15 protein-coding genes are annotated in these 15,167 nt (G+C 69.2%); 3 read left to right on the forward strand and 12 right to left on the reverse strand.

Features of this window, described 5'->3' with window-relative positions; translation table 11 throughout:
- Nucleotides 1–29: 29 nt before the first annotated feature.
- From ACWD4B_RS15850 to ACWD4B_RS15895, 10 genes are all read right to left on the reverse strand, one after another.
- Entirely contained in the window at nt 30–338 is a 309-nt protein-coding gene (locus ACWD4B_RS15850; protein ID WP_451421272.1) for a DUF6881 domain-containing protein, read from the reverse strand.
- Nucleotides 325–483 carry a hypothetical protein gene (locus ACWD4B_RS15855; RefSeq protein WP_451421273.1) on the reverse strand — a complete coding sequence of 53 codons (159 nt, stop codon included), beginning with the start codon at nt 481–483 and terminating at the stop codon, nt 325–327. Before ACWD4B_RS15855 ends, ACWD4B_RS15850 begins: the two co-directional genes overlap by 14 nt.
- Before the next feature lie 32 nt (nt 484–515).
- Nucleotides 516–905, reverse strand: a complete 390-nt coding sequence (locus ACWD4B_RS15860; protein WP_451421274.1) for a hypothetical protein — start codon at nt 903–905, stop codon at nt 516–518.
- 128 nt (nt 906–1,033) lie between these two features.
- Entirely contained in the window at nt 1,034–1,507 is a 474-nt protein-coding gene (locus ACWD4B_RS15865; RefSeq protein ID WP_451421275.1) for an NUDIX domain-containing protein, read from the reverse strand.
- On the reverse strand, nt 1,494–2,255 hold the full coding sequence (locus ACWD4B_RS15870; RefSeq protein ID WP_451421276.1) for a DUF5919 domain-containing protein: 762 nt from the start codon (nt 2,253–2,255) through the stop codon (nt 1,494–1,496). Before ACWD4B_RS15870 ends, ACWD4B_RS15865 begins: the two co-directional genes overlap by 14 nt.
- 622 nt (nt 2,256–2,877) lie before the next feature.
- On the reverse strand, nt 2,878–3,228 hold the full coding sequence (locus ACWD4B_RS15875; RefSeq protein WP_451421277.1) for a hypothetical protein: 351 nt from the start codon (nt 3,226–3,228) through the stop codon (nt 2,878–2,880).
- 853 nt (nt 3,229–4,081) lie between these two features.
- Nucleotides 4,082–4,522 carry a hypothetical protein gene (locus ACWD4B_RS15880; RefSeq protein ID WP_451421278.1) on the reverse strand — a complete coding sequence of 147 codons (441 nt, stop codon included), beginning with the start codon at nt 4,520–4,522 and terminating at the stop codon, nt 4,082–4,084.
- 8 nt (nt 4,523–4,530) lie between these two features.
- On the reverse strand, nt 4,531–9,273 hold the full coding sequence (locus tag ACWD4B_RS15885) for a putative T7SS-secreted protein (RefSeq protein ID WP_451421279.1): 4,743 nt from the start codon (nt 9,271–9,273) through the stop codon (nt 4,531–4,533).
- 2 nt (nt 9,274–9,275) lie between these two features.
- Entirely contained in the window at nt 9,276–9,854 is a 579-nt protein-coding gene (locus tag ACWD4B_RS15890) for a hypothetical protein (RefSeq protein ID WP_451421280.1), read from the reverse strand.
- Nucleotides 9,851–10,249: an SseB family protein gene (locus ACWD4B_RS15895; protein WP_451421281.1), complete on the reverse strand. Its 399-nt coding sequence runs from the start codon at nt 10,247–10,249 to the stop codon at nt 9,851–9,853. The genes ACWD4B_RS15890 and ACWD4B_RS15895 overlap by 4 nt, the downstream gene beginning before the upstream one ends.
- Before the next feature lie 180 nt (nt 10,250–10,429).
- Between ACWD4B_RS15895 and ACWD4B_RS15900 the strand changes: the two genes are divergently transcribed.
- Nucleotides 10,430–11,875, forward strand: coding sequence for an amidase (locus ACWD4B_RS15900; RefSeq protein WP_451421301.1), 1,446 nt, complete (start codon nt 10,430–10,432; stop codon nt 11,873–11,875).
- Here the strand turns inward: ACWD4B_RS15900 and ACWD4B_RS15905 are convergent.
- A complete protein-coding gene (locus tag ACWD4B_RS15905) occupies nt 11,855–12,013 on the reverse strand; it encodes a hypothetical protein (protein WP_451421282.1) in 159 nt (52 codons plus the stop codon). The genes ACWD4B_RS15900 and ACWD4B_RS15905 overlap by 21 nt on opposite strands.
- Before the next feature lie 199 nt (nt 12,014–12,212).
- Complete coding sequence (locus ACWD4B_RS15910; protein ID WP_336416149.1) at nt 12,213–12,935, reverse strand: FadR/GntR family transcriptional regulator; 723 nt, start codon at nt 12,933–12,935, stop codon at nt 12,213–12,215.
- A 96-nt stretch (nt 12,936–13,031) separates the two neighbouring features.
- Here ACWD4B_RS15910 and ACWD4B_RS15915 point away from each other — a divergent pair, with 96 nt between their 5' ends.
- A complete protein-coding gene (locus ACWD4B_RS15915) occupies nt 13,032–13,556 on the forward strand; it encodes a gluconokinase (protein ID WP_451421283.1) in 525 nt (174 codons plus the stop codon).
- A gap of 41 nt (nt 13,557–13,597) precedes the next feature.
- The gene (locus tag ACWD4B_RS15920; RefSeq protein WP_451421284.1) at nt 13,598–14,995 is read left to right on the forward strand and encodes a GntP family permease; all 1,398 of its coding nucleotides are present in this window, start codon (nt 13,598–13,600) and stop codon (nt 14,993–14,995) included.
- Nucleotides 14,996–15,167 lie beyond the last annotated feature (172 nt).

A 15,167-nucleotide genomic window follows, 5' to 3' on the forward strand; every position in this document is an offset into this window, starting at 1 on the left:
GGAGGTGGGAGAGATTCTGCAAGTGGTCGTCAATCCCCGAGATGAATCGGCCATTGCGCCCGATCCCACCACTCCTCGAACTTGGCATTCGAGATCACGTGAGCGGAAAACTCCGGTTGGGCTGCTACTTCGTCAATGGAGCCGACGGCGATTTCACTCAGGCCGATCGTGCGGCCCTCGTGATGCTCGTCAGCCATCAAGATCCGTCCGTCCCGGTATTCTTGGACCTTCTTGGTCTCGTAACCGTCTTGGTCGATCTCCATGATCAGGACGACAGGTTCTTCCTGGAAGTCGTGATGCCACAGGACCTTCCAGTACTCCGTTTCAGGTCTTTCCATGGTTCACGACCCTTCCGGTCAGGTCGAGTGGACCTTGATTGTGAATGACGTAGACATCCGGACGCTCGACCGAGGTGACGAGGTTCGGGGCATCGGCCGACGGCGTCGTCTGTTCCGTCAGCAGCGGGCCGTCCCCTCCGGTCATCCTCTGGTTGTTACTGTCGCCGAAATGGCGAACTACAGCTCATAGGGGAAAAGCTCGAGCGGGGGAGCTGCAAAGGTCAGAGACTCCCCCGGCTTCACTTTGCGGACGGCGTTCGGTAGCTCGACCAGCAAGATGTCTGTCTGGATCCTCAGCGCTACGACCGAGTCATCGTCGACTCTTTCTGCCAGTCCTGTGAGAACGATCCTTGCTCCGTGCAGCGTTCGAGACTCCCTGATCCCCTGGTACGGAGACTGCGTGAGGGTCCATTCGTTCACTTCGTCTGGGACTTCACACTCGACCGTGTAGCTTGCGAGTGTCGGCTCCGACTCCCCTCGCCACACACCCGAGGCGTTCCCTGCAGGTGAGTTGAATGAGACAAGTCTGCTCTTCGCGTCCAGGATTCCCGTGATCGTGATGTTCATTTCTTCAGTCCTAGCGGAACTCGAACCATGCTGAATGGCACGCCGGTCGGCACGATGGTGAGCGACTTCGGCTGACCCGCCTTGCAGGGCCGGGCGGCGCGGCGGCTCCGCCTAGCCCTGGCCTGTGGTCAGCGGATGGCGGGGGCGCGGTCGTGCCGCCAGTCGTCGATGCGTTTCCGAATCCCGGACACCATGGGGAGGTCGTCCACTTCCTCGGGTGCGAACCAGCGGACGTCTGTGGACTCGTGGGAGACCATGAGCTCCTGAGCGGCAGGAACGGGCCGTGCGAGGAAGCAGATGGAGAACTCCTGCCGCACTTCGCCGTCGTCGTAGGCGAACACGTGCCGAGGATCGCTGTACGTGCCGATGATTCCCGTCACTTCGACGTCCAGACCGGTCTCTTCCTTGGTCTCTCGTACGGCACAGTCGGCCAGGGATTCTCCGATGTTCATCGCTCCGCCGGGGAGGGCCCACATGCCATTGTCGCGGCGGCGCTGGAGCAGGATGCGTCCGGCCTGATCCACGACCACGGCCGATGCGGCCGGAACCAGGCTGTTGGCGGCGGGGGCATCGGGATCGTCTTCATAGTCACGTCTGGCCATGTGTGTTGTCTCCCCAGACCGATGTTCCGTTGTTCCAGAGCTCTTCGGTGTGCGATGCGAAGCGGTCGAACAGCCCGTTGTCCTGGTGGCGGTGCAGGTGAAGCGTAGGGGCATCATGCCCGACGTGGTGGGTCAGCAGGGGCGTCACGATCATGTCGTCGTCGAAGCGGAAGACGGAGAGGTGGGAGTGGCCGTCGCTGAACCGTGCCCTGATCCCGTGCTGGTCCTTGAGCTTCTCCAACTCGGCGAGGGTGACGCGGATGCGGGTGGAGAGGGTCAATGCGACACCCTCATCCTGCTCCCGGGTGCGGGTGAGGTCGCTGTCGGGTCTGCCGACGAGGAACCGGACCCGGCAGCCCTGGGCGGCCTTGCGGCGCAGGGCTGTGCCGAAGCATGCCTGCTCCAGCCAGAGAAAGTAGTTGGTGTAGCCGGCGAAGGTCAGTTCGGCTCGGGCTTGCGTGATCAGTGAGCGCCACAGGACGGCGGGGCAGCCGGACCGGTACGGGTACACGGAGACGATCTCACGGTCGGGCCCGAGTTTGATCGCCCTTTTCGCCGCCGTAGGCCATAGCACCGTCTCGTCCTCTCCCAGCGCTTCGCAGGCAGCCCATCTGTGCCGGGCGCGGGGAATGCGCCCCGGCTGAGTGATCCACCGGCCCACCGTCTTGAGGTCCACGCCGCACCGCTCGGCAAGCTCGCGGTCCGACAGACGTGCGTTGGACATGGCACGCCGTAGGGCTTCGTTCATGTGTACCCCCGCAGGGACGTTGGGAACGTTTCACAAGCTAGCCGTACTGCGTTCCCAACGGTCCTCGAACGCAGTTGGAACGCCCCCTTCGGGGCGCGAGGGTGGTCGGCATGACCGATGTGCAAGCCGGCTGGCCGGTCCCCGCGGCACGTACAGGTGCGTCCTTGCCTGCGCCGACGGCCTACTCGGAGCGGCAGTTGAAGGGTGAGGCGTGTTGCTGGTGCCGCCTGCCGGGTGGGGGCCATGTGTCTGCCGGGTTCCTCCAGATCACGGATTGGGCCGGCTCGACGAGCTTGTGGCAGCTCAAGGCGTGTACCGCCTGTGCGGCAAACTGGCGGATCGGCCAGGGGCCCGCGCGTTGAGCTCAGGGATGACAGTGATGGGGTTCGATGCGGGTCGGTATGTGTGCACGGCGTGCGGGGCGTCTGTCGGTGTGGCGATCGCGGTCATTCCGGCGGCGGAAGGAGGCCGGAGACGTCGCAGGTTCCTCTGCGTCTCCTGTGCACGGATCGTTTTGCCGGCATGTGGGTGGCTGGGACGCCGTATGACAGAGCAGTGCTGGGAAGCTGTGCTTCGCGAGGCCGGTGATGGCCGATCCGAGCGAAAGGCCGTGGCAGAGTCCTCACGCGCCGTGCTCGATGAGGTCCTCAACGGCCTGCCGTAGCCAGGCGTTGAAGTCTGGAAACCTCTCGCGCTGCTCCCAGCCGGGCCTGGCCATGTCGTGGATCACCGAGACATCCCCTTGGGCGAGGTCCCAGCAGGCCACGTCGTCGTTGTCTTGGCGCCGAGCGAAGGGGACCAGCCTCCGTTCGGGATACCGCTCACGCAGACCGACTGCCCGACGCCGCAATTGATCTCCGTCGAAGATCCACCAGGGTTCGAGATTGGTCAGCCCCAGCTCGACCACGCGAATGAATTCAGCCGGGTACTCGAAGTCTTGTGGCAAGTCGGTGGTTGTCAGGATGTCGATCACGCGTCGGCTCCCATCCCATCCGGTCCACGGAGACCTTATTGGAGGGTACGAGGATGCCGAGATTCTCGGGGCGTTCTTGGAACGGACCTTGTCGGGGCCAGCAACCGTCGGGGTGCAGGCATGGGCGCTCGGCGCGCTCATCGAGCTGGATTGAAGACTCGGGTCCTCCTACGCGGAAGGGTTCATGAGAACGGGCGGCCTATGGGCCCGTTGGTCTGGTTCGGAACGGGTGCCGGGCGAACGGGACTTGATTGCCTTCTGCGGAGCTTTGTCATCCGTTACGGGCACCTGCAGCCGCGAGAGTAGGCGCTGCAAGGTGCGGATCCGCTGGATCTGTACAGAAAATGGTGGCCCCACTCCCTTTCCGGTCCGTCCTCGCCGGTGCAGGCTGGCGGTGAAGCGGTTGCCACTGCGGCGAGTCTATTGAGAGGTTGCTGCCTGCATGCAGCCGTGTCACTCGACTCCTCGGAGAGGGCCAAATCTGGAAGGGGTGCGAGAGCCTCCTCTGTCCTCGTGCCACTGGCAGTGGGTGGCCTGGACGTAGTGCAGTCCACCGTTCAGCAGGAAAACATGATGCTGTGGGAACACAGGAAGTTCCTTCCCGAGGAACTGCCTGGCTTCGGTCATGTCGGCCTGGTCGATTCGGAGCCGATCGAACGAGTCGGGTATGTGTAGCGTTCGGACGTTGGAAAAGAGTACGTCGATGCGAGTGTCGTGCTCTTCGGCGCCTAAGCTCCGCAGGAGCAGCGATGAATAGCTGACCGTGTAGTGCCAGACTCGGAAACTTCGGTTCCAGTCGGAAATATTCGGCATTGCAATCTCCAGCGGGCTGGATGTGGAGCGATGCGGCGGTCTAATCGAACCGCTGAGAGACGATCCAGTAGTCGTACTCTTCCGTCGTGACGGCGCACATGTTCCGTCCGTCCATGGACATGGCTACGAACTCCGGGTCGCCGCCGTACTGAAGATTTGAAGCCAGCCGAGCATTCTCCGCCCACTTCACAACAGTCCAGCCGACTTCTCGGGTACCCGGACCTGCTGTGTTGATGAGGAATGTGCCGTCCGTGGCGACGAGGGCGTTATTCATGGCAAGAGTCAGCCATTTCTCGTCCACTTCGGAAAGCGCGTCCGCGGATCCCTGGCTCACGGTTGCGCTCGGAACCGTCTCGAAGTTCACCACCTCGCTCCACGCCTCGGCGGTCGACGGGACTCCCCCGGGGGCCGGGGTGTCGAGGATCGTCAGCCCGCTGGCGGAAATCATCCGCAAGTGGTGCTCCCTGTAGTGCTCAGTCACTTCCGACCTCACTCTTCGTAGAACAGATGGTGATCGCCGCCAGGCTTGTTGATTTTGCCATATCGCTCCATCGATCTGTAGTTGCTGTTGTCCCAGCCGAAGTTGACCCAGGTCCGGTTTGATACCTCCTTTGGCTGCCCTGCGTGGAAATGGGGGCCTGCAGGGTCGTGGGTATGTTCAACGACTACCCTGGACCCCTGAGATGTCTCGTACTGACGAAACTGTCCCCAGTGAGATGGTTCGTTTGAATACACATACCCCTCTGCATGCTTCAGGCGGATGTCACCTGTTACTTCCCACTCGGCCAGCAGCTCGTCTTCCGGGCCGATTCCTGCAAGTTCGTGAGCAGCCTTCTCTGCTTCGGCCCGTGACGTGAACGGATTCGACTTCTCGCCGAGTGGCGGACAAGGCGCCAACCCCAACGGATCCGCCCAAGTATGCGGATTGTGCACGTACCCCGCAGGGTTGGGCGCCGGTGCCAGTCCCAGCGGGTCCGGTGATGTGTACCGCGCCGTCTCCGGGTCGTAGTGGCGGTGGACGTTGTAGTGGAGGCCCGTCTCCGGGTCGAAGTACTGGCCCGGGAAGCGGAGTGGGGTGTAGGCCGTGCTGCTTCTGGGCCATGCCGTCGTGCCCCACAGCGTGGTGCGGGTGCGCCATGCCGTCGTGCCCCGCTCGTCCACCAACTCCGTCGGGGCGCCGACCAGGTCCGTGACGATCGCGAAGAAGCGGCTGTCGATCTCCTCCTGCGGGGTCTCCGCCGCCGATATGCGTTCCGTCTGGGCGACCGGGCGCAGGCCGTCGTGGTCCCAGGTCAGGGTGACCGGGTTCGGCAACGCGGCAGACGTCGTCGTCTGTTCCGTCAACGTCGGGCCGTCCCAGGTGAAGTCCACCTGTTCCGCCAACTCGGCACCATCAGCCGCCAGGCGCTGCTTCGCTATTCGACGGCCCAGCGGGTCGTACAGGTAGCGCCACCGCGTGCCGTCCGGCGTGGTCACCGCGCGGAGGCGGTCCTCCGCGTCCCACTCGTAGCGCCATGTGTCCGGCTTGCGCGACAGGCGGACCTTCTGGCGCAGGACCACCCTGCCCTGCGCGTCGTGTTCGTAGCGGACCGTTCCCGCGCGCTTGATCAGGGTGCCGGAGTACGCGCGCGTGCCCTGCGCCTCCGTGCCCGGGTGCTCGGTCGGCCAGTTCGCCTCGGTCTGGTTGCCCGCCGCGTCGTATGCGTAACGTTCCTGCCACCCCGGCCCCTCGACCCCCGTCACACGCCCCGCCGCATCCAGCTCGAAGCTGCGGTCGTTCACCGCCGTCAGGTAGCCGTCACGGCGGTAGATGTACGAGCGGTGCTGCAGGCGCTCCCGTCCCGCCTCCAGCGACTGCGACACCACGCGGCCCGCCGCATCCCAGCCGTGCCGCAGCGTGATGCCCTCGCCGAAGTGGCGCGCCACCTCCCTTCCCGCCGCGTCGTGTTCGATGTCGAACCCGCGGCCCGACGCCGTCAGCGACGTCCGTCGGCCCGCCGCGTCGTACGTCCACGTGCTCACCGCACCGCTCGGGGTGATGCGGCGCGTGCGGCGGCCCAGTTCGTCGTACGCGAACGTCAGCGTCTTGCCGTTCGTCGTCTCCGACTTCACGCGGCCCAGGCGGTCCCGGCGGTAGATGACGGTCGCTTCCGGGCATGCCGCCTCCAGCAGGCGGCCCGCCGCGTCGTGCGCGTAGGTCGTGACGTCGCCGTCCGCGTTTTTCTCCACCACCCGGCCGAGCACGTCGTGTTCGTACGCGATCGTCTGGCCCAGGCCGTTCGTCCGGGCCGTCAGCCGGCCCGCCGCGTCGTGGGTGTACGTGAGGCGTCTGCCGTCGAAGTCCGTCTCCTCCGCCAGGCGGCCTGCTGCGTCGTATGTGTAAGTCCACGTCAAGCCCTGCGGGTTGGTGACCTCCTTCAGTCGAAGCTCTGCATCGTGCGTGAACTCGTGGCGGACACCGTCGGGGCCGGTCTGCGCCGTGAGCAGGTCGAAGTGCGTGTACTCGTACGTCGTGACGCCGCCGAGCGCGTCGACGTACCGCGTGCAGTTGCCCTCTCCGTCGTACGTCCAGGACTGCTCCGCGCCGTCCGGTGCGACGCGGCGCAGCAAGCGGCCCTCCACGGACCACTGCAGGCGGGTCGTCGCGCCCATCGGATCGATGACGGCCGTCACGCGGCCGAAGGCGTCCCGCCGGTAAGTGGTCACCGCGCCCAGCGGGTCTGTTGCTTCCTCCACCAACCCTGCCGCATCGCAGTGCACCCGCGTCGTGTTGCCCAACGCGTCCGTGACCGACGCCGGGTGGCCCAGCTCGTCGTACGTGTAGCGGGTGACGGCTCCCGTGGGGTCCGTGAGCGACGTGCGGTTGCCGGCCTCGTCGTACGTCTGGCGCCAGACCGAACCGTCGGGGCCGGTCACCGTCGTCGGCATGTGCAGGTCGCCGTCGTACGTGGCCCGCGCCTCGCGGCCGTCCGGGCGGATCACGGCGGTCAGACGGCCGTTCGCGTCGTACCGCAGGTCCGTGGTGGCGCCCAGCGGGTCGGTGCGGCCGAGGAGGCGGCCGTGGCGGTCGCGGCGCGTGCGGGTCACGGCGCCGGTCGGGTCGATCTCCGCCACGACCTGGGAGGTGTCGTTGATCAGGTAGCGGGTGGTGTCCCCGAGCGACGTGGTGATCGTGGTGACGTGCAGGCCCGTATCGGGGTCGACCTGGTCGTACGTGAAACGCGACTGCAGGTGTCCCTCCGCGCCTCCTTGGGCCACGCAGCGGTCGCGGTCGTCGTAGACGTAGTCGAAGCGGCTGTCGTTGCGGTCGGTCCACGAGGTGATGCGGCCGCGCTCGTCGCAGCCGAAGAGGAGCGGCCTGTCCGAGGAGTCGGTGATGCCGGTCAGGTGGCCGTTCGTGTAGCCGTAGCGGACCAGTTCCACGTCCGATCCGTCGTTGGCGGCTCCGACGAGGTGGAGGGCCGTGATGCGGTTCCCCTCAGTCGTGATGCGGATGTGGTGGCCCGCGTCGTGGACGATGTCCGTCGGGGTGCCGTCGTCCGCGTACACGTACGTGATGCGGTGGCCGTTGCGGTCGGTCAGTTCGTCCAGCAGGGCCAGTTCGGTGTCGTACGGGCGGAAGACCCACGTGCGTCCGCTCTCCGGATCCGCGATCGCGTAGACGCCCTCCGCGTCGACCGACAGGGGCCAGCGCGCGCCCTTCGCCGGCAGCGTCGGCACACCCGGGGCCGGGTGCGGGTATGACAGCAGGACGCCGTCCTCCCGGACGAAGACGACGCCCTCGGCGTCGGTCTCCAGCCGCTGGTCTGCGGTGCTCGCCCATGTCGGGCCGAACCACACGCCTGCGCGGTACGAGGACTCGAAGTGCCGGACGAAGGACAGCGGCAGCCGGCCGGGCAGCGTCACATCGACCTGCGGCAGGAGCATGCGGCCGGTGGCGACGTCCACCGGGTCCTTCTCGCAGACCTTCTCCTCCTGGCCGCGGCTGGGGCCGTTCGGCTCCTTCGTGAGGTGCTCGCGCGCCGCAGCGCTCTCCGCGCTCTCCCGGCCGGCGTTCCGGGCCGCCTGCCGGGCCCCGGACTCCGCCGCCTCCTCAACCCCCCGCTTCGCCGCGGCAACCCCCACCCGCTCCCCGGCCGCCGCCCCCGCGCTGCCGCCGCCCGATGCCACGGCCAGCCCGACGTTGCCGAGCAGCCGGCCCGACGCCTCCGACGGGTCCTTGCCCCAGCCGTCGCCCAGCAGGGTGGCCGGCAGGCGCTCCGGGTGGGACGCCAACTGCAGCAGGCCCGCGGCCGAGTTGGAGACCGTGTTCAGGTACTCGGCGGGGTGGGTGACGTTGTAGACGTCGTACGGGTTCAGGCCCCGCGCGAACTTCACCATGTCCGTGCCCGAGCGGACCACGCCGCCCCCGACGTGGAGCAGTTCCATCGCGCCGCCGTCCTTCAGGTCCAGCGCGTCGGCCTTCATCCGCTGCTCGAAGGACGGCTTCCGCGGGGCCGTCGCCACCGCCGCGTCGAGTTTCGTCTTCGCTTCGCCCGCCGCCGTGTTGCGCTGTTTGCGGGCCTCGGACAGGAGGCGCTCCGCCTCCTTCATATCCGCGGTGCCCGGTTCGCCGGGCCGGTCCGGGCGCGGGCCGGGGTCCTGGCCCGCCTTCAGCTTCGCGTTGTACGCGTCGGCCTTGGAGTTGTAGTCGTCGACGGCCTTCTTGTTCGCCTCCTTGCCCTTCTTGTAGAGGCGGACGGCCTCCCGGGCCTGGCCCTGGGCCCAGGTGACCGTGTGGGCGTACGCCTCCAGGACGCCTGCCGCCGCCTCGCACGCGTCGGCCGCCCGGGCCCAGCCCTGCGGGTGTTCCACGAACTTGGCCGTGAACGCGTCCGCACCCTCGCCCTTCCAGTCCGTCGCGCGGACCTTCTGCAGGCCCGCGTGCACGGAGTCGAAGGAGGAGTGGAGGGACCGCAGGTGCTTGGCCGCCGCGTCGATGCGCTTCGCGTCGCCGTGGACCAGCTGCTTCGGGTCCTCGGTGTGGTCCAACTGCTCTTCGCCGACCGCCGCGCCGAGGTCCGAGGCGGTCTCGTCGCCCCAGTGCTCCACCGCCCGGGCCGCCTTGTGGGCACCGGCCTTGTCCAGGACCTCCGCGGTGTGGTCGGTGGTCCACTCGACGGCCTCGCCGAGCTTCTTCTTTCCCTGGTCCCATTTCTTCTCAAGACCGTCGAGACCGTCGAAAACGCTCATGTTCAGCCGTAGTCCTCGATCTTGCTCACCGTGCGGATGCCCATGCCCAGCGGTGTCGCGCCGCCCGTCTCCACGCTGTCCTCGACGTCCTCGGCCGTCTTCGACCACACCTGCTCGGCGTTCTCGCCCGTCCGCCGGAGCGACTCGGCGCTGTAGTCGGCGTCACGAACCTGGGTGAAAGGGTTGTCGGCGCCCACCTGCCCCCACGACATGTGCTCCACCTGGTCCTCTGTCAGGTGCGGGTTGCCCATACCGGCGTTGGCCACGACCTTGAAGGTGTTCGAGACGTACGTGTCGCCCTCGTGGTAGTAGCCGGCCGCCAGGCCCACCCGTTCCGCGAATTCGCCGGCATCCTGCAGGAGCGCGCGCACGCCCCACTCCCAGCGGTCGCAGAACTCCTTGAAGGACGACGTCAGTCCCTCGTGTCCCGTCTCCATCCCGGAGAGGGAGAGCTCCGAGAAGCCGCGGCCGACCGAGGCCGCGCCGGGCGTGCCGATGCCCTTCAGCTCGCCGACGGCGCCGTTGATGCCGCTCGTGATGGCGTCCATTGCGGCCTTGTCGGCCTTGAGGCTGTCGCTCACCGCGGCTCTCCGTCCCCGTCGATTGCGGACTCGTCCGGGACGATCCCCTTCACCGGTGGGAACATGATGGGACGTTCACCGCCCACGTCCAGCGCGACCCCCGCCGGGCCGTCCACGGCAGGGACCACCACGTCCAGGAGGCGGGCGCCGAGGACGGTGCGGTACTCCCAGCCCGCCGTCTCGTCCGTTGCGCCCTGTGCGATCGCGAACCGCGTCAGCGCCGCCGCGTCCGTGAACGCGCAGATCCAGCGGATGCCTTGCAGCTCCGCCGACCACAGGCCGCCCGCCGCGTCCAGCGGCACCAGGACCGGCGTCCGCCGGAACTCGCCGACCAGGGCGGCAGGATGCCCCTGCTCCGCGTGGATCGCGGCGATCTCGTCTGCCAACTCCGTCAACGGCAACGCGTACTCCTCCCCGGGCGGCTCACCGGTCCCCGGAAGGGTACAGAACGGTCTTCCGGGGACCGGGCCGCCGCACTTGGCTGTACCTGGCCGCTTTTGCCGCTGCATCGTCAACTGCCGTACCAGTAACCTGTGTTCGAGAACACGAAGGGGGATCGTGTGACAGGGTTCATGATGGACAGGCCGGACGGACTCGACGGGCTCGCCGGCCAGGCAGACGCCCTCGCCTCCGGCGAAGTGACCTCCCGAGAGCTCGTCGAACGCTCGCTGCGCCGGATCGCGGCGACGCAGCCGACGCTCAACGCCTTCCGGCGCGTGCGCGCCGAGGCCGCGCTGGAGGAGGCCGAGCAGGCGGACCTGCGGCTGGCGGCGGGGGAGCGCGGACCGCTGCTGGGGGTGCCCGTCGCTGTCAAGGACGACATGGACGTGGCCGGGGAGCCCACCGCCTTCGGGTGCCCGGGGGACTTCCCGCCGCAGCGCGCCGACGGCGAGGCCGTGCGCCGGCTGCGGGCCGCGGGGGCCGTGATCGTCGGCAAGACCAACACCCCGGAGCTGGGCCAATGGCCCGTCACCGACGGGCCCGCGTTCGGGGTCACGCGCAACCCGTGGAGCCCGGAGCACACGCCCGGCGGTTCGTCGGGCGGCTCGGCCGCGGCCGTCGCCGCCGGGCTCGTCGCGGGGGCGCTGGGGTCGGACGGGGCCGGCTCGATCCGGATCCCGGCCGCGTGGACGCACCTCGTGGGGATCAAGCCGCAGCGCGGGCGGATCTCCACCTGGCCCGAGCGCGAGTCGTTCCACGGCATCACGGTGCACGGGCCGCTGGCGCGGACGGTCGCCGATGCGGCGCTGCTGCTGCAGGCGGTGAGCGGTTCGCACGCCGGGGACGTGCACCGGCCGCGGGCCGTCGACGTCGTGGCGGCCGCCCGGCGGGAGCCGGGGCGGCTGCGGATCGCGCTGTCCCTGCGGCCCGCCTTCGCCGCCGTGCGGCACTGGCTCTCGCCCGCCGCGCGCGAGGCGACGGTGCGCACGGCCGAGCGGCTGGAGGTGCTGGGGCACGAGGTGGTGGCGGAGGAGATCGCCTACGGGCCGATCGGGCTGACCTTCCTGCCGCGGGCCATGGCGGGGGTGCGGGACCTGGCCCTGCGGGCGCCCGACCCGGCGCGGCTCGACCCCCGGACGCGGGCCACCGCGCGGAGCGGACGGCTGCTGGACGCGACCGGCCTGCTGCGGCTGGCGCGGGCCGCGGAGGGGCCGCTGCGGCACCGGGTGGGGGAGATGTTCGGGCGGTACGACGTCCTGCTCACGCCCACGACGGCGGTGCCGCCGCTGCGCACCGGCGACCTCGCGGGGCTGGGCACCCGGGACACCGATGCCGCGATGACCGCGGCGTGCCCGTACGCCTGGCCGTGGAACGTGCTGGGGTGGCCGGGGGTGAGCGTGCCGTCGGGGTTCACGGAGGGCGGGCTTCCGCTGGGGGCCCAGCTGCTCGGACCGGCGGGCGGCGAGCCGCTGCTGGTGTCGCTGGCCGCGCAGTTGGAGGCGGACCGGCGGTGGTACGAGCGGTGGCCCGGCGGCGCCGGTTGGGCCGGGGACCCGGTCTCAGCGCGGGGCGCCGCTTGAGATCAGCAGCAGGGCTGCGACGGCGGCGAGCGGGATGAGGATCACGAGGGCCAGGCCCTTGGGGTTGCGGCGGGCGTACACCCAGCGGTTGCCGTAGCGCTGGCGCGCGGGGCGCGCGAAGGGTTTCTGGTGGCGCATGGGATCGAGGGTACGGATGGGTGTTCGGGGATGTGTGGGTGACGTGCGCCGGATGGGGCAAGGGTGACCCGTCCGGCGCCACGGCGCCCCGTCAGGGGCGCGGGGAACTGTGCGAGCAACTCCCATCGGCCCGCAGTCGACGCACCGCCCCGGGGTCCGGGGCGAAGCCCCGGGTACCTCGACTTCGGGGCGCCGTGGCTCACGGCGCCAGAATGTCCAGCTCCGCCATCGCGCCGCGCGCAATCTCCCGCGTCAGCCGCTCCGCGGCCTCCGCGTCCCGTTCCCGGACCGCCTCCGCCACCCGGACGTGCAGGGTGACCGCCGCCGGGTCGGGGTCCGTGAACATCACGTGGTGGTGGGTGCGGCCCGTGAGGACCTCGGCCACCACGTCGCCCAGGCGCGCGAACATCTCGTTGCCGGAGGCGCGGAGGATCACGCGGTGGAAGGCGATGTCGTGCACCAGGTAGCCGTCCAGCTGCTGGCCCCGTGAGGTGGCGACCATCCCCAGGGCGTGCCCGGTGAGTTCGGCGCACTGCTCCGGCGTGGCGAGGCGGGCCGCGAGGCCCGCGGCCACTGGTTCGACGGCGGAGCGCAGCACGGTGAGGGATCGGAGCTGGCGGGGACGGTCGGGGCCGGCCAGCCGCCAGCGGATCACCTGGGGGTCGTAGACGTTCCACTCCTCGGTCGGGAGGACGGTCACGCCGACCCGGCGCCGGGAGGCCACCAGGCTCATGGACTCCAGGACGCGTATCACCTCGCGCACCACCGTGCGCGAGACGTCGAAGCGCTGCTCCAGCTCGTCCGTGCGCAGCACCGTGCCCGGCGGGTATTCACCTGCCGTGATCGCGGGTCCGAGGGAGTCCAGCACGCGCGCGTGCAGCCCCTGGCCTCCCCCGTGGCCTCCCTGCCCCTGCTTGCTCATGGGGTCAGCCTACGGGCCGGGCGTCCGCGCGATTAAGTATGACGTTTACGTCACAGTGTCTTGAATACGTCGTACTCATAAAGTTCAGTGTCCTCCATGTCGACGGAGACGGACCCCCGGACGGAACCCCGCGTCATCGTGGTGATGGGCGTGGCAGGAACGGGCAAGACCACGGTCGGGCCCCTGGTGGCGGAGGCGCTCGGCGTCCCCTATGCCGAGGGCGACGACTTCCACCCGGCCGCCAACATCGCCAAGATGTCGGCCGGGACTCCGCTGGACGACACCGACCGCGCCCCCTGGCTCGACGCCATCGGCGACTGGGCGCGCGGGCGGGCCGGGCTGGGCGGCGTGGTCAGCTGCTCGGCGCTCAAGCGCACCTACCGCGACCGACTGCGGGCCGCGGCCCCCGGGCTCGTCTTCCTCCACCTCACCGGCGACTACGAGCTGATCGCCTCGCGGATGACCGCCCGCAAGGGCCACTTCATGACCACCCGGCTGCTGGACTCCCAGTTCGCCACCCTCGAACCGCTCGGGGCCGACGAGGCGGGCATCGCCGTTGATGTCACGCCCGAAGCGGCCGTCATCGCCGAGCGGGCGGCCGCCGCACTGCGGCGGCTCTGAGCCCCTCACCTCCCCCCCAACTTCCCCCCTAGGAAAGCCCCGTGAGCACTCTCAGCGTCGAGATGCTGGCCGCGGACGCACCCGCCCCGATCACATCGGCGGGTCACGCGCAGCTGGGCATCGCCGTTCTCGTCGGCATCGCCGTCATCGTCCTCCTCATCAGCCGCCTCAAACTGCACGCCTTCCTGTCGCTGACGATCGGTTCCCTCGTCCTCGGCGCCGTGGCGGGCGCCCCGCTGGACAAGGCCATCGCGAGCTTCTCGGCCGGGCTCGGCTCCACCGTCGCCGGTGTCGGCGTGCTCATCGCGCTGGGCGCGATACTGGGCCGGCTGCTCGCCGACTCCGGTGGCGCGGACCAGATCGTGGACACCATCCTGGGCCGCGCGAGCCGGAGTTCGATGCCCTGGGCGATCGTGCTGATCGCCGGGGTCATCGGCCTGCCGCTGTTCTTCGAGGTCGGGATCGTGCTGCTGATCCCGGTGGTGCTGCTGGTCGCCAAGCGCGGCGGGCACTCCCTGATGCGGATCGGCATCCCCGCGCTGGCGGGCCTCTCCGTGATGCACGGCCTGGTGCCCCCGCACCCCGGGCCGCTGGCCGCCGTCGACGCCATCCACGCCGACCTCGGCGTGACCCTGGCCCTGGGCGCGCTGATCGCCGTGCCGACGGCCGTGATCGCGGGGCCGCTGTTCTCCCGGTACGCGGCCCGCTGGGTCGACATCGCCCCGCCGGAGAAGCTGATCCCGCAGCGCCCGTCGGAGGAACTGGAGCGGCGCCCGGGATTCGCCGTCACCGTGGGAACGGTGCTGCTGCCCGTGCTGCTGATGCTGGGCAAGGCCCTGGTGGACGTCGTGGTGGACGACCCCAAGAACCATGTGCAGCGCGTCGCGGACGTGGTCGGCTCCCCGCTGATCGCCCTGCTCGCGGCCGTGCTGGTCGGGATGGTCACGCTCGGCCGCGCCGCCGGCTTCGGGCGCGACCGGATCGCCGGGACCGTGGAGAAGTCCCTCGGGCCCATCGCGGGAATCCTGCTGATCGTCGGTGCGGGAGGCGGCTTCAAGCAGACGCTGATCGACGTCGGTGTCGGGCGGATGATCCTGGACTTCTCCAAGGACTGGTCGGTGTCGGCCCTGTTGCTTGCCTGGCTGATCGCGGTCGGTATCCGGCTGGCGACCGGCTCGGCCACGGTGGCCACCATCTCGGCGGCGGGGCTGGTCGCCCCGCTGGCCGCCGGGATGAGCACGACGCACACGGCCCTGCTGGTACTGGCCGTCGGCGCCGGATCGCTGTTCTTCTCCCACGTCAACGACGCCGGGTTCTGGATGGTGAAGGAATACTTCGGCATGAGCGTGGGGCAGACGCTCAAGACGTGGTCGCTGATGGAGACGCTGATCTCGGTGGTCGGGCTGGGATTCGTGATGCTGCTGTCGCTGGTGGTGTAGCGCCCCGTCAGGGGCGCGGGGAACTGCGCGATCGGCCACGACGCGCCCGCGGTCGAGGTCCCCCAGCTACCTCCCCCAGCTACCGCTGGGGGTGCCCCCAGGAGGTACCCCCAGGGGCTGCGCCCCGGACCCCTGGGGTGGTGCGTCGGCTTCGGGCCGGTGGGGGCTGGTC

This window comes from Streptomyces sp. NPDC002536 (assembly GCF_053594995.1).

What these genes read in the sequence shown, in the direction of transcription:
- ACWD4B_RS15850 (WP_451421272.1), bottom strand. Translation starts at nt 338, where the DNA reads ATGGAAAGACCTGAAACGGAGTACTGGAAGGTCCTGTGGCATCACGAC.
- ACWD4B_RS15855 (WP_451421273.1), bottom strand. Translation starts at nt 483, where the DNA reads ATGACCGGAGGGGACGGCCCGCTGCTGACGGAACAGACGACGCCGTCG.
- ACWD4B_RS15860 (WP_451421274.1), bottom strand. Translation starts at nt 905, where the DNA reads ATGAACATCACGATCACGGGAATCCTGGACGCGAAGAGCAGACTTGTC.
- ACWD4B_RS15865 (WP_451421275.1), bottom strand. Translation starts at nt 1,507, where the DNA reads ATGGCCAGACGTGACTATGAAGACGATCCCGATGCCCCCGCCGCCAAC.
- ACWD4B_RS15870 (WP_451421276.1), bottom strand. Translation starts at nt 2,255, where the DNA reads ATGAACGAAGCCCTACGGCGTGCCATGTCCAACGCACGTCTGTCGGAC.
- ACWD4B_RS15885 (WP_451421279.1), bottom strand. Translation starts at nt 9,273, where the DNA reads ATGAGCGTTTTCGACGGTCTCGACGGTCTTGAGAAGAAATGGGACCAG.
- ACWD4B_RS15900 (WP_451421301.1), top strand. Translation starts at nt 10,430, where the DNA reads ATGGACAGGCCGGACGGACTCGACGGGCTCGCCGGCCAGGCAGACGCC.
- ACWD4B_RS15905 (WP_451421282.1), bottom strand. Translation starts at nt 12,013, where the DNA reads ATGCGCCACCAGAAACCCTTCGCGCGCCCCGCGCGCCAGCGCTACGGC.
- ACWD4B_RS15910 (WP_336416149.1), bottom strand. Translation starts at nt 12,935, where the DNA reads ATGAGCAAGCAGGGGCAGGGAGGCCACGGGGGAGGCCAGGGGCTGCAC.
- ACWD4B_RS15915 (WP_451421283.1), top strand. Translation starts at nt 13,032, where the DNA reads ATGTCGACGGAGACGGACCCCCGGACGGAACCCCGCGTCATCGTGGTG.